Raw genomic sequence first — 13,194 nt, 5'->3', positions numbered from 1 at the left:
GGAGCTGATTCACGTGTCCGCTACGCCCGTGCTGGCGTTGCGCGGAGTCTCCAAGCGGTTCGGCGCCGTCCAGGCGCTCACCGACGTAGACCTGGAGATCCACGCCGGTGAGGTCGTCGCGCTGCTCGGCGACAACGGCGCCGGTAAGTCCACGCTCGTCAAGACCATCTCGGGTGTCCACCCGATCGACGAAGGCGCCATCGAGTGGGAGGGCAGGGAGGTCCGCATCGGACGGCCCAACGACGCCCAGGACCTCGGCATCGCCACCGTCTACCAGGACCTGGCGCTCTGCGACAACCTCGATGTCGTCGCCAACCTGTTCCTCGGCAGCGAACTCCGCCACGTCTCCGTCCTCGACGAGATCGCGATGGAGAAGCGCGCCAAGGAGCTCCTCGACACCCTCTCCATCCGCATCCCGAGCGTCCGCATCCCGGTCGCCTCGCTCTCCGGCGGTCAGCGCCAGGTCGTGGCCATCGCCCGCGCCCTGATCGGCAACCCCAAGGTCGTCATCCTGGACGAGCCGACCGCCGCCCTCGGCGTCGAGCAGACCGCCCAGGTCCTCGACCTGGTGGAGCGGCTGCGCGAGAACGGCCACGGCGTCATCCTCATCACGCACAACATGGCCGACGTGCGCGCCGTCGCGGACCGCGCCGCGATCCTCCGCCTGGGCCGCAACAACGGTGTCTTCGACGTCCAGGGCACCTCGCACGAAGAGATCATCGCGGCGATCACCGGCGCCACGGACAACGCCGTGACCCGCCGGCAGGCACGCACGGCCACGAAGGAGGACGCGAAGTGAGCGACCTCGCCAAGACCCCCCAGCGCCCCGGCACCGCCCCGGCGGACGCCACGGACCAGTCGTCGGCGGCGCCCGTACCGGCCGTCGACCCCCGCCTCCTCGTCCGCGAGGAGGGCCTCAAGGGCTACTGGACCGAGTTCACCCGCAAGGTGCGCGGCGGCGAGCTGGGCTCGCTGCCCGTGTTCATCGGCCTCATCCTCATCGCGGTCGTCTTCCAGTCGCAGAACAGCAACTTCCTGTCGGCCAGCTCCGTCGCCAACATCGCCGTCTACAGCTCCGGCCTCGGCATCATGGCCGTCGGCATCGTCTTCGTGCTGCTCCTCGGCGAGATCGACCTCTCCGTCGGCTCGGTCGCGGGCGTCGGCGCCGCCGTCTGGGCGGTCCTCAGCGTGACCAACGGCGTCGGGGACGCGCTCTCCGTGCCGATCGCCCTGTTCGCCGGACTCGCCCTCGGTCTGCTGCACGGCTTCTTCTTCGCGAAGGTCGGTGTGCCCGCCTTCGTCGTCACCCTGGCCGGCTTCCTCGGCTGGAGCGGTCTGCAGATCTGGCTGATGGGCAAGGAAGGCTCCATCAACACGCCGACCGGCAGCATCGTCGAGAACCTCACCGGCTTCTACTTCGAGGACAAGGCGGCCGCCTACGGCCTCGCCCTGTTCGCCGTCCTCGCGTACGCCGGATCGCTGCTGCTGGACAGCAGGCGCCGCAAGGCCGCCGGCCTGCCCTCGCGCCCGATGAGCGAGGTCCTGCTGCGCACCGGCGTCGTCGCCGTCCTGTGCTTCGTCGTCGCGTACGTGCTGAACGAGCCCGCCGGCGCCCGCGGCCTGCCGCTGGCCCTGGTCCTGTTCATCGCCGTCCTGGTCGTCGCCGACTTCGTCGCCCGCCGCACCACGTTCGGCCGTCAGGTGTTCGCGGTCGGCGGCAACGCCGAGGCCGCCCGGCGCGCCGGTATCAACGTCGACCGCGTCCGCATCACCGTGTTCGGCCTCTCCGGCCTGCTCGCCGCCTTCGGCGGCCTCTTCGTCGCGAGCCTCTCCGGCGGCGCCACCAAGAGCCTGGGCGGCGGCAACACGCTGATGCTGGTCATCGCTGCGGCCGTGATCGGCGGCACCAGCCTCTTCGGCGGGCGTGGCAAGGTCTGGTCCGCGCTGCTCGGCATGATCGTCATCCAGTCGATCCAGCAGGGCCTGAACATGCTCGGCATGGCCAGCGAGATCCAGTACATGATCACCGGCGCGGTGCTGCTGGCCGCCGTGGTCATCGACTCGATCTCCCGGCGCACCCAGAAGGACGCGGGGCGCGCGTAGCGCACCTCACACCCCTTATCGCCCGGCACCCTCAACCGGTGCCGGGCATCGGTGCGTCTCGGTCTGATGACGTACCGGTATATCGGCCATCAGTGTGATCTACCGGCCCACGCCCGATGTCGGCCGTCCGGGACGGAACATTAGACTCGGCGGAATCGGCAGCTCGACCGGCTCAACACGACCAGCTCAATACGCAAGGAGGCACGGGTGGCATTGCTGACCCGTATCACGGGCCCACGCGATCTCGACCGGCTCTCCCCGGAGCAGCTGGACCAGCTGGCAGCGGAGATCCGGACTTTCCTCGTGGACGCCGTCGCCAAGACGGGTGGACACCTCGGCCCCAACCTCGGCGTGGTCGAGCTGACCATCGCCCTGCACCGGGTCTTCGAGTCCCCGCGGGACAAGATCCTCTGGGACACGGGCCACCAGTCGTACGTCCACAAGCTGCTCACCGGCCGGCAGGACTTCTCGAAGCTCAAGATGAAGGGCGGGCTGTCCGGCTATCCGGCCCGCGCCGAGTCCGAGCACGACGTCATCGAGAACTCCCACGCCTCCACGGTCCTCGGCTGGGCGGACGGCCTCGCCAAGGCCAACGAGGTCCTCGGCAGGGACGACCACGTGGTCGCCGTCATCGGTGACGGCGCGCTGACCGGCGGCATGGCCTGGGAGGCGCTGAACAACATCGCCGACGCCAAGGACCGCCCGCTGGTCATCGTCGTCAACGACAACGAGCGCTCCTACGCGCCCACCATCGGCGGCCTCGCCAACCACCTGGCCACCCTGCGCACGACCGACGGCTACGAGCGCTTCCTCGCCCGTACCAAGGACATCCTCGACCGCACGCCGGTCGTGGGGAAGCCGCTGTACGAAACGCTGCACGGCGCCAAGAAGGGCCTGAAGGACTTCATCGCCCCCCAGGGCATGTTCGAGGACCTCGGCCTGAAGTACGTCGGCCCGATCGACGGCCATGACATCGAGGCGGTCGAGTCCGCGCTCCAGCGCGCCAAGCGGTTCGGCGGCCCGGTCATCGTGCACTGCCTCACCGAGAAGGGCCGCGGCTACCAGCCCGCCCTGCAGGACGAGGCCGACCGCTTCCACGCCGTCGGCAAGATCCACCCCGACACCGGTCTGCCCATCGCCTCGTCCGGCGCCGACTGGACCGGCGTCTTCGCCGACGAGATGGTCGAGCTGGGCAAGGAGCGCGAGGACATCGTCGCGATCACCGCGGCCATGCTCCAGCCCGTCGGCCTCGACAAGTTCGCCAAGCGCTTCCCGGACCGCGTGTACGACGTGGGCATCGCCGAGCAGCACGCCGCCGTCTCCGCGGCGGGCCTCGCCACCGGCGGCCTCCACCCGGTCGTCGCCGTGTACGCGACGTTCCTGAACCGTGCCTTCGACCAGGTCCTGATGGACGTCGCGCTGCACGACTGCGGCGTCACCTTCGTCCTCGACCGCGCCGGGATCACCGGCACCGACGGCGCGTCCCACAACGGCATGTGGGACATGTCGATCCTCCAGGTCGTGCCGGGCCTGCGGATCGCCGCCCCGCGCGACGCGGACCAGGTACGCGCCCAGCTCCGCGAGGCCGTCGACGTCAAGGACGCGCCGACCGTCGTGCGCTACTCCAAGGGTGCCGTCGGCCCCGCCGTCGAGGCCCTGGAACGCGTCGGCGGCATGGACGTGCTGCGCAAGCCGGCCGACGACATCGTCCGCCCCGACGTGCTGCTGGTCTCCGTCGGCGCGCTCGCCCCGATGTGCCTGGAGATCGCCGACCTCCTCGACAAGCAGGGCATCTCCACCACGGTCGTCGACCCGCGCTGGGTCAAGCCCGTGGACGATGCCATGGCCCCGCTGGCCGAGAAGCACCGCGTCGTCGTCACCGTCGAGGACAACGGCCGCGTCGGCGGCGTCGGCTCGGCCGTCGCCCAGGCCCTGCGCGACGCGGGCGTCGACATCCCCCTGCGCGACTTCGGCATCCCGCCGAAGTTCCTCGACCACGCGTCGCGCAAGGAGGTCATGGCCGAGATCGGCCTCACCGCCCCGGACATCGCGCGCCAGGTCACCGGCCTCGTGTCGAAGCTGGACGGCCGGTACGAGGACGAGGACGCGGCGGAGGACGCGAGCGCGACGGTGGAGTCCGCCCGCGACTGACCCCCACCGGACCCCGCGCCCCCGAGGGCCGGCGGACACCCTCACGGGTGGCCGCCGGCCCTCGCGCGGTTACGCCCGGTACGTCGGGTCGGCACGCCCCCGGTACGCCCCCGTGCGCCCGTACGCGTCAGGGGTGGACCGCGCGCCTCATGCGTGGACCGCGCGCGGGCCCGCGCACTCGGCGCCGTGCGCCGCGACCCTGCGGCGCAGCTCCCGGTCGGCCGTCACCACCACGCACGGCCGGCCCGCCGCCTGCGCCGCCTCGGCCAGGTCCACGATCGCGTCGTCACCGCTGCCGGGGGCGGAGACCACCCGGACGCCGGGCACCGGCTCCACGCCCCGCGCCCGCCCCTCGACCACGAGCACCACATCCACCGGTCCCGGCGGCAGCCCGGCCACGGCCGCGCCGCCCTCCCGCGCCCCGTCCACCTGTCGGGCGAGCCGGTCCCGCAGCCGCTCGGCGGCGCCCCGGCGATCCCGCCACCAGCCGTCCGGAACGGAACCGACCACATTTGCCCCATCCACGATCAACAGCGGCTCAACCTGCGCGAACATGCTTATCGTCCTTGTCGTCGCCCGCTGGTGACGGCCATGATCCCCGGCTTTGCCGCCCGATCCGCCCCCGTACTATTGTCGCCGGATCCAGCGGGATCCAAGGTGTCTGGGAAGGTGGTCGGCAGACCATGGCCGTGTGGTCGGCGCGTAGATCGCGGGGGCGAGAAAGCGAGAAGGCGGGACCGTCCGTCCCCTCCTCCCGGCCCGAGAGCGTGGCCGCCGTGGAGGTCCGGCCGGAGCACCCCACCACGAACTGGCTGCTGCGGGGCAAGGACGGCCGGCTCACCGCGTACGCCCCGACCGCCGGGGGCGTCCTGCGCTGGACCGAGGTCCGGCCCGGCGGCCCGCACTGGCACGGCCCCGAGCTGCTGCCCGCGCCGGACATGGTGCCGTACCTGTCGATCACGCAGAGCCGCGAGGGCTATGTGTACCTGACGGGGCTGCGGCGCAGGACCGGGCCGGGCGGCCGCCTCGACGAGAGCGTCGTCTACGCCATCCAGTACCAGTCGGGCCGCCCCCTGCGGGACTGGCATCCGCTCGGCGTCTCACCCGTCGCCCCCGACGAGGGCGCCCGCCCGCTGCCCGTCGGCCCGCCCGTCGCGGCCATCGACTCCGCCGGCGGCCTGCGGGTCTTCCACCGCAACGCGGCGGGCGGCGTGTCGCTGCGCAGCCAGGCGCGCGACGGCGGCTGGAACGCCCGCTGGGCCGAGTTCACCGGCAAGGGCATCACCGGCACGATCCACGCGGCGGCCGACGACGCCGGGCTGATCTCCGTGCTCGGGCACAACCACGGCGTGCTCGTCCGCTGGGCGCAGGAGAAGCCGGGCGGCGGCTTCCCCCGCACCGGCAAGCTCGACTTCGCCGCCGCCAACGGCAGCCTGTCGGCCCTGGTCACCGGAGAGGGCCGCCTCACCCACTTCTGGCGCGACGCCGACAGCGGCGCCGTGCTGGCCTGGCGCGTGGGCGGTACGCCGCAGCGCCTCGGTGGCGAGCACGGCACCGGCCCGGTGGCGCTGCTGCGCACGCCGGTGGACGGCGTCGACTGCACCCTGATGGCGCAGCGGGACGCCTCGGGCCGTCCCTCCCTCGCGGCGTACCCCACGGAGGACGAGCCGGCCGGCGCGGTCTGGTCCGCGACCGGCGACGTGTGCGCGGGCGTGCCCGCGCTCGCCCTGGACGGCCGTGGCCGTATCGTCCTCGCGGCCGTCGGCACCGACGGAACCCTGCGGATCGCCCGGCAGAAGGACGAGGACGGCCTCGCCCTGGGGGCCTGGACCCGCGTCTGACCGCGCGCCGGGTCCGCCGTCACGTACCGCGCCCGGGGGCCGCCCCACGGGCGGGCGGCCGGGGCGGGGCAGCGGCGGGTGCCGGGGCGGTACGGCGGGCGACCGGGGCGGGCTGCGGCTGGATTTCGGGGGTTGTCACCGGGGGCTCGTAGAATCGGCGGATGACTTCCCCTGGAGATGTCCCCACGGCGGACGCGGCGCTGGACGTGCTCGGCCGGGTCTTCGGCTACGACTCGTTCCGCGGGCAGCAGCGGGAGATCATCGAGCACGTCATAGGCGGCGGAGACGCGCTGGTCCTCATGCCGACCGGTGGCGGCAAGTCGCTCTGCTACCAGATCCCCGCCCTCGTCCGGCCCGGCGTCGGGGTCGTCATCTCCCCGCTCATCGCGCTCATGCAGGACCAAGTCGACGCCCTGCGGGCCCTGGGGGTGCGGGCCGGGTTCCTCAACTCCACCCAGGACCTGGACGAACGGCGCCTGGTCGAGGCCGAGTTCGCGGCGGGGGAACTCGACCTCCTCTACCTGGCGCCGGAACGGCTGCGCGTCGAGTCCACGATCCGGCTCCTGGAGCGCGGCAAGATCTCGCTCTTCGCCATCGACGAGGCCCACTGTGTCGCTCAGTGGGGGCACGACTTCCGGCCGGACTACCTCCAGCTGTCCCAGCTGCACGAGCGCTGGCCCGACGTGCCGAGGATCGCGCTCACGGCGACCGCGACCCGCGCCACGCACACGGAGATCGCCGGCCGGCTGAGGCTGGACGACGCCCGGCACTTCGTGGCGAGCTTCGACCGGCCCAACATCCAGTACCGCATCGCCCCCAAGAACGAGCCGAAGAAGCAGCTCCTCGCCCTGCTGCGCGACGAGCACCCGGGCGACGCGGGCATCGTGTACTGCCTGTCCCGGGCGTCCGTCGAGAAGACCGCCGCGTTCCTGGTGGAGAACGGCGTCGACGCCGTCCCGTACCACGCGGGTCTCGACGCCCGTACCCGCGCCGAGAACCAGTCGCGCTTCCTGCGGGAGGACGGACTCGTCGTCGTCGCCACCATCGCCTTCGGCATGGGCATCGACAAGCCCGACGTGCGGTTCGTCGCCCACCTCGACCTGCCGAAGTCCGTCGAGGGCTACTACCAGGAGACCGGCAGGGCAGGCCGTGACGGCCTGCCGTCCACGGCGTGGCTGGCGTACGGCCTCAACGACGTCGTGCAGCAGCGCCGCATGATCGACACGAGCGAGGGCGACGAGCAGCACCGCCGCCGCCTCGCCGCCCACCTCGACGCCATGCTCGCCCTGTGCGAGACCGTCGAGTGCCGCCGGGTGCAGCTGCTCGCCTACTTCGGCCAGCCCAGCACCGCCTGCGGCAACTGCGACACCTGCCTGACCCCGCCCACGTCCTGGGACGGCACGGTCGCCGCCCAGAAGGTCCTGTCGACCGTCGTACGGCTCAAGCGGGAGCGGAACCAGTCCTTCGGCGTCGGGCAGATCGTCGACATCCTCCTCGGCCGCAGGACCGCCAAGGTCATCAAGTTCGATCACGACGCGCTGAGCGTCTTCGGGATCGGCACGGACCTGACCGAGGCCCAGTGGCGCGGGGTCGTCCGCCAGCTGCTCGCCCAGCGGCTGCTGGCCGTGCGGGGCGAGTACAACACCCTGGTGCTCACCGAGGACGCCGCTGACGTCCTGGGGGGCCGCCGCCAGGTGCCGCTGCGCACCGAGCCGGACAGGCCCGCCCGCGCGGCCGCCAAGGGCGGGTCGCCGGGGAAGCGGAAGTCCGCGCCCGTGGACCTGCCCGAGCAGGCCGTACCGGTCTTCGAGCGGCTGCGGGCCTGGCGGGCGGCGGCCGCGAAGGAGCAGGGCGTCCCGGCGTACGTCATCTTCCACGACGCGACGCTCCGCGAGATCGCCACGGCCCCGCCGGCGTCGCTCGCCGAGCTCGGCGGCGTCAGCGGCGTCGGTGAGAACAAGCTCGCCAAGTACGGGCAGCAGCTCCTCGACGCCCTCGCCGCCGAGGACTGACCGGGCGCCGCGCACAGTGCGGCGCACACGCGGACGGGCCGTACGGGAAGGCAGCTCCCGTACGGCCCGTCGCCGTCTGTACGAACGGCGGTTACGCCGGGACGCTCGCGACGCCCGGCTCCAGGAACCGCTTGCCGTTCACGCGCTCCGACACGCCCTGGCGGTCCAGGTACGGCGTGATGCCGCCCAGGTGGAACGGCCAGCCCGCACCGGTGATCAGGCACAGGTCGATGTCCTGCGCCTCGGCGACGACGCCCTCGTCCAGCATGAGGCCGATCTCCTGCGCCACCGCGTCCAGGACACGGTCGCGGACCTGCTCCTCGGTCAGGACGACATCGCCCTGCTTCAGCAGCGCGGCGACCTCCGGGTCCAGCTCGGGCTTCCCCGAGTCGTAGACGTAGAAGCCGCGCTTGCCCGCCTTGACGACGGCGGCGAGGTTCGGGGAGACCGTGAAGCGGTCCGGGAACGCCCGGTTCAGCGTCTCCGAGACGTGCAGACCGATCGCGGGGCCGACCAGCTCCAGCAGGACCAGCGGCGACATCGGCAGACCGAGCGGCTCGATGGCCTTCTCCGCGGTCTCGACCGGGGTGCCCTCGTCGATGACGTTCTGGATCTCGCCCATGAAGCGGGTCAGGATGCGGTTCACGACGAACGCCGGGGCGTCCTTCGTCAGGACGGCCGTCTTCTTCAGCTTCTTCGCGACGCCGAACGCGGTCGCCAGCGACGCGTCGTCGGTCTTCTCGCCGCGGACGATCTCCAGCAGCGGGAGGATCGCGACCGGGTTGAAGAAGTGGAAGCCGACGACCCGCTCCGGGTGCCGCAGCTTGGACGCCATCTCGGAGACCGACAGCGACGAGGTGTTGGTCGCGAGGATCGCGTGGGCCGGGGCGACGGCCTCGACCTCGGCGAACACCTTCTGCTTGACCGACATCTCCTCGAACACGGCCTCGATGACGAAGTCCGCGTCGGCGAAGCCCTCGGCCTTGTCCAGGACGCCGGTGACCAGCGCCTTGAGACGGTTGGCCTTGTCCTGGTTGATCCGGCCCTTGCCGAGCAGCTTGTCGATCTCGGCGTGGACGTAGCCCACACCCTTGTCGACGCGCTCCTGGTCGATGTCCGTGAGGACGACCGGGACCTCGAGGCGGCGCAGGAACAGCAGCGCCAGCTGCGAGGCCATCAGCCCGGCGCCGACGACGCCGACCTTGGTGACCGGGCGGGCCAGGCTCTTGTCCGGGGCACCGGCCGGGCGCTTGGCGCGCTTCTGCACCAGGTTGAAGGCGTAGATGCCGGAGCGCAGCTCGCCACCCATGATCAGGTCGGCGAGCGCGGTGTCCTCCGCGTCGAAGCCCTTCTGGAGGTCGCCGTCCTTGGCGGCCTCGATGATGTCCAGCGCGCGGTACGCGGCCGGGGCGGCGCCGTGCACCTTGCCGTCGGCGATGAACCGGCCGCGGGCCACGGCGGCGTCCCACGCCTCGCCGCGGTCCACCTCGGGACGCTCGACGGCGATGTCGCCCTTGAGGACGTTCGCCGTCCAGAGCAGCGACTGCTCCAGGAAGTCGGCGCCCTCGAAGATCGCGTCGGCGATGCCGAGCTCGAAGACCTGCGCGCCCTTGAGCTGCTTGTTCTGGTTGAGCGAGTTCTCGATGATGACCGAGACCGCGCGGTCGGCGCCGATCAGGTTCGGCAGGATCGTGCAGCCGCCCCAGCCCGGCACCAGACCGAGGAAGACCTCGGGCAGCGAGAAGGCGGGCAGGGCCTTCGACACCGTGCGGTACGTGCAGTGCAGACCGGCCTCGACACCGCCGCCCATCGCCGCGCCGTTGTAGTACGCGAACGAGGGGACGGCCAGCGCGGCGAGCCGCTTGAAGACGTCGTGGCCGCCCTTGCCGATGGCGAGCGCGTCCTCGTGGCGCTTCAGCAGCTCGACACCCTTGAGGTCGGCGCCGACCGCGAAGATGAACGGCTTGCCGGTGAGGCCGACACCGACGATGGAGCCCTCGGCGGCCTCCTTCTCGACCTGGTCGATCGCCGTGTTCAGGTTGGCGAGCGACTGCGGGCCGAAGGTGGTCGGCTTGGTGTGGTCGAAGCCGTTGTCCAGCGTGATCAGCGCGAACCGGCCGGCGCCGAACGGCAGGTCGAGGTGGCGTACGTGCGCCTGCGTGACGACCTCGTCAGGGAACAGCTCGGCGGCGCCCTTCAAAAGCTCAGCGGTGGAACTCACTTGCTGCCTCCGGCGTCCTTGTGGTTCGGGTTCTCCCAGATGACCGTGGCGCCCATGCCGAAGCCGACGCACATGGTGGTGAGGCCGTAGCGGACCTCCGGCTGCTCCTCGAACTGACGGGCCAGCTGGGTCATCAGCCGGACGCCGGAGGAGGCCAGCGGGTGACCGAAGGCGATGGCGCCGCCGTACTGGTTGACGCGCGCGTCGTCGTCGGCGATGCCGTAGTGGTCCAGGAACGCCAGGACCTGCACGGCGAACGCCTCGTTGACCTCGAACAGGCCGATGTCGCCGATGGCCAGGCCCGCCTTGGCGAGGGCCTTCTCGGTCGCCGGGATCGGGCCGTAGCCCATGACCTCGGGCTCGACGCCCGCGAAGGCGTACGAGACGAGGCGCATCTTGACCGGGAGGCCGTTCTCGCGGGCGAAGTCCTCGGACGCGATGATCGACGCGGTGGCGCCGTCGTTGAGGCCCGCGGCGTTGCCGGCCGTGACGCGGCCGTGGACGCGGAACGGCGTCTTGAGGCCGGCCAGGTTCTCCAGGGTCGTGCCCGGGCGCATCGGCTCGTCGGCGGTGACCAGGCCCCAGCCGGTCTCGCCGGCCTCAGGGCTGGTGCGGCGGACCGAGATCGGCACCAGGTCCTGCTGGATCTTGCCGTCGGCGTACGCCTTGGCGGCCTTCTCCTGCGAGCGCACCGCGTACTCGTCGGCGCGCAGCTTGGTGATGTGCGGGTAGCGGTCGTGCAGGTTCTCGGCGGTCATGCCCATGAACAGCGCGGACTCGTCGACCAGCTTCTCCGACACGAACCGCGGGTTCGGGTCGACGCCCTCGCCCATCGGGTGGCGGCCCATGTGCTCGACGCCACCGGCGATCACGGCGTCGTACTGACCGAACGCGATGGAGCCCGCGGTGGCCGTCACGGCCGTCAGCGCGCCCGCGCACATACGGTCGATGGAGTAACCCGGGACGGACTGCGGCAGACCGGCGAGGATGCCGGCCGTGCGGCCCAGGGTCAGCCCCTGGTCGCCGATCTGGGTCGTGGCGGCGATGGCGACCTCGTCGATCGTGGCGGGGTCGAGGCCCGGGTTGCGGCGCAGCAGCTCCCGGATGGCCTTCACGACGAGATCGTCGGCGCGGGTCTCGTGGTAGATGCCCTTCGGGCCCGCCTTGCCGAACGGGGTGCGGACGCCGTCGACGAAGACGACGTCCCTGACGGTACGAGGCACGATGGCTCTCCTCCAGGGTGCGGGATGGCACTGCTGCGGCACGCGGCTAAGCGCGCGCTTGCTGCCCCCATGCTACTTACGGGTAACCATGCTGCACAGTCCCCCCGCCCGGAGCGTTGAAGGTCACACCCCTGAGCGGACGAACCCGTGCACGCGAAAGGGTGCCCCCGTCCGTGCGGGAGCACCCCTTCGTCGTCTCACGGAACCGGTGTCCGGCGGCTCAGTCCTTCGCCCGCAGCGCCTTCACCAGCACCGGCGTGACCAGCTCGATCTGCCAGCGCCGCGCCCCGTACCCGGCGAGCGCGTCCGCGACCGCGTCGGGCGTGAGGTCCGCAGGCGGCTCCCAGCACACGCGCCGGACCGTGTCCGGCGTGATCAGGTTCTCCTGCGGCAGGTTCAGCGTCTCGGCGAGCGCCGAGACCCCCGCACGGGCGGCCGACAGCCTGGCCGCGGCCGCCGGGTCCTTGTCCGCCCAGGCGCGCGGCGGCGGGGGACCCGTCACCGGCTGGCCGGGCTGGGGGAGCGCCGGGTCCGGCAGGGCCTTGGCCCGGTCGACCGCAGCCTGCCACTGCTCCAGCTGCCGCCTGCCCATCCGCTGCCCGAACCCGGCCAGCGCGGACAGCGCGTTCGCGTCGTTCGGCAGCGCGAGCGCGGCCTCCACGATCGCGGCGTCGCTGAGGACCTTGCCGGGCGACACGTCGCGCCGCTGCGCGATCCGGTCGCGGGCGGTCCACAGCTCCCGTACGACGGCCATCTGGCGGCGCCGGCGCACCTTGTGCATGCCGGACGTGCGGCGCCAGGGGTCCTTGCGCGGGGGCGGCGGCGGGGCGGTGGAGATCGCGTCGAACTCCTGGCGCGCCCACTCCAGCTTGCCCTGCCGGTCGAGCTCCTTCTCCAGCGCGTCACGCAGGTCGACGAGGAGCTCGACGTCCAGCGCGGCGTACCGCAGCCAGGGCTCGGGCAGCGGGCGGGTGGACCAGTCCACCGCGGAGTGGCCCTTCTCCAGTACGTATCCGAGCACGGACTCGACCATCGCGCCGAGCCCCACGCGCGGGAAGCCGGCGAGCCGCCCCGCCAGCTCGGTGTCGAACAGGCCGTTCGGGACCATGCCTATCTCACGCAGGCACGGCAGGTCCTGGGTCGCGGCGTGCAGGATCCACTCGGCGCCGTCGAGCGCCCGCCCGAGCCCCGTCAGGTCCGGGCAGCCCACCGGGTCGATCAGGGCGGTGCCCGCGCCTTCCCGGCGCAGCTGGACCAGGTAGGCCCGCTGCCCGTAGCGGTAGCCGGACGCCCGCTCGGCGTCCACGGCGACCGGGCCGCTCGCGGCCGCGAAAGCGGCGATCACGTCGGCGAGGGCGGCCTCGTCGGCCACCACGGGCGGGATGCCCTCGCGGGGCTCCAGCAAGGGGATCGGCGCCCCGTCGGCGCCGACGCCTGCGACGCCGTCGTCCGGGGGGCCGCCCCCGGTGGTTCGCAGTGTTGTCTCTGCTGCGGTCTCTTGGGCGTCGGTCACCTGACAAGGGTATCTGTGAACGGAAGGGGGGCCGCGGCCGGCCCGGCCGGGGGAGGGGCGCCCCCCGGCGGGGGGGGGCGGGGGTGTTGGCGGGGGGCGGGGGGCCCGCCCCCCCGCCCGGCCCCGGGCC

The 13,194-nt window shown here is 72.3% G+C and carries 9 protein-coding genes; 5 read left to right on the top strand and 4 right to left on the bottom strand.

Annotated features, from left to right (window positions below):
- Positions 1 to 4: 4 nt before the first annotated feature.
- From ACGF5U_RS20020 to dxs, 3 genes are all read left to right on the top strand, one after another.
- A complete protein-coding gene (locus ACGF5U_RS20020; RefSeq protein ID WP_392713746.1) occupies positions 5 to 799 on the top strand; it encodes an ATP-binding cassette domain-containing protein in 795 nt (264 codons plus the stop codon).
- A complete protein-coding gene (locus tag ACGF5U_RS20015; protein ID WP_392713647.1) occupies positions 796 to 2,103 on the top strand; it encodes a sugar ABC transporter permease in 1,308 nt (435 codons plus the stop codon). The genes ACGF5U_RS20020 and ACGF5U_RS20015 overlap by 4 nt, the downstream gene beginning before the upstream one ends.
- Before the next feature lie 207 nt (positions 2,104 to 2,310).
- Positions 2,311 to 4,254 (top strand): 1-deoxy-D-xylulose-5-phosphate synthase, encoded by a 1,944-nt coding sequence (gene dxs / locus ACGF5U_RS20010; protein ID WP_392713649.1) that lies wholly within the window; start codon positions 2,311 to 2,313, stop codon positions 4,252 to 4,254.
- Positions 4,255 to 4,401: 147 nt separating this feature from the next.
- Here dxs and ACGF5U_RS20005 read toward each other — a convergent pair whose 3' ends face one another.
- Complete coding sequence (locus ACGF5U_RS20005) at positions 4,402 to 4,809, bottom strand: NTP pyrophosphohydrolase (RefSeq protein ID WP_392713651.1); 408 nt, start codon at positions 4,807 to 4,809, stop codon at positions 4,402 to 4,404.
- A gap of 221 nt (positions 4,810 to 5,030) precedes the next feature.
- Between ACGF5U_RS20005 and ACGF5U_RS20000 the strand changes: the two genes are divergently transcribed.
- Positions 5,031 to 6,095, top strand: coding sequence for a hypothetical protein (locus tag ACGF5U_RS20000; protein WP_392713653.1), 1,065 nt, complete (start codon positions 5,031 to 5,033; stop codon positions 6,093 to 6,095).
- 161 nt (positions 6,096 to 6,256) lie between these two features.
- Positions 6,257 to 8,107 (top strand): DNA helicase RecQ, encoded by a 1,851-nt coding sequence (gene recQ, locus ACGF5U_RS19995; protein ID WP_392713655.1) that lies wholly within the window; start codon positions 6,257 to 6,259, stop codon positions 8,105 to 8,107.
- A gap of 91 nt (positions 8,108 to 8,198) precedes the next feature.
- Here recQ and ACGF5U_RS19990 read toward each other — a convergent pair whose 3' ends face one another.
- The 3 genes from ACGF5U_RS19990 to ACGF5U_RS19980 form a co-directional block, all read right to left on the bottom strand.
- On the bottom strand, positions 8,199 to 10,328 hold the full coding sequence (locus ACGF5U_RS19990) for a 3-hydroxyacyl-CoA dehydrogenase NAD-binding domain-containing protein (protein ID WP_392713657.1): 2,130 nt from the start codon (positions 10,326 to 10,328) through the stop codon (positions 8,199 to 8,201).
- Positions 10,325 to 11,551: a thiolase family protein gene (locus ACGF5U_RS19985; protein ID WP_392713658.1), complete on the bottom strand. Its 1,227-nt coding sequence runs from the start codon at positions 11,549 to 11,551 to the stop codon at positions 10,325 to 10,327. The genes ACGF5U_RS19990 and ACGF5U_RS19985 overlap by 4 nt, the downstream gene beginning before the upstream one ends.
- Positions 11,552 to 11,771: 220 nt before the next feature.
- On the bottom strand, positions 11,772 to 13,064 hold the full coding sequence (locus ACGF5U_RS19980) for an HRDC domain-containing protein (RefSeq protein WP_392713660.1): 1,293 nt from the start codon (positions 13,062 to 13,064) through the stop codon (positions 11,772 to 11,774).
- Positions 13,065 to 13,194 lie beyond the last annotated feature (130 nt).

It is taken from the genome of Streptomyces sp. NPDC047886, from assembly GCF_043204435.1.
Classification (GTDB): domain Bacteria; phylum Actinomycetota; class Actinomycetes; order Streptomycetales; family Streptomycetaceae; genus Streptomyces.
The sequence above is the reverse complement of the archived record's forward strand: the minus strand, read 5'-3'. Positions and strand labels throughout refer to the sequence as shown.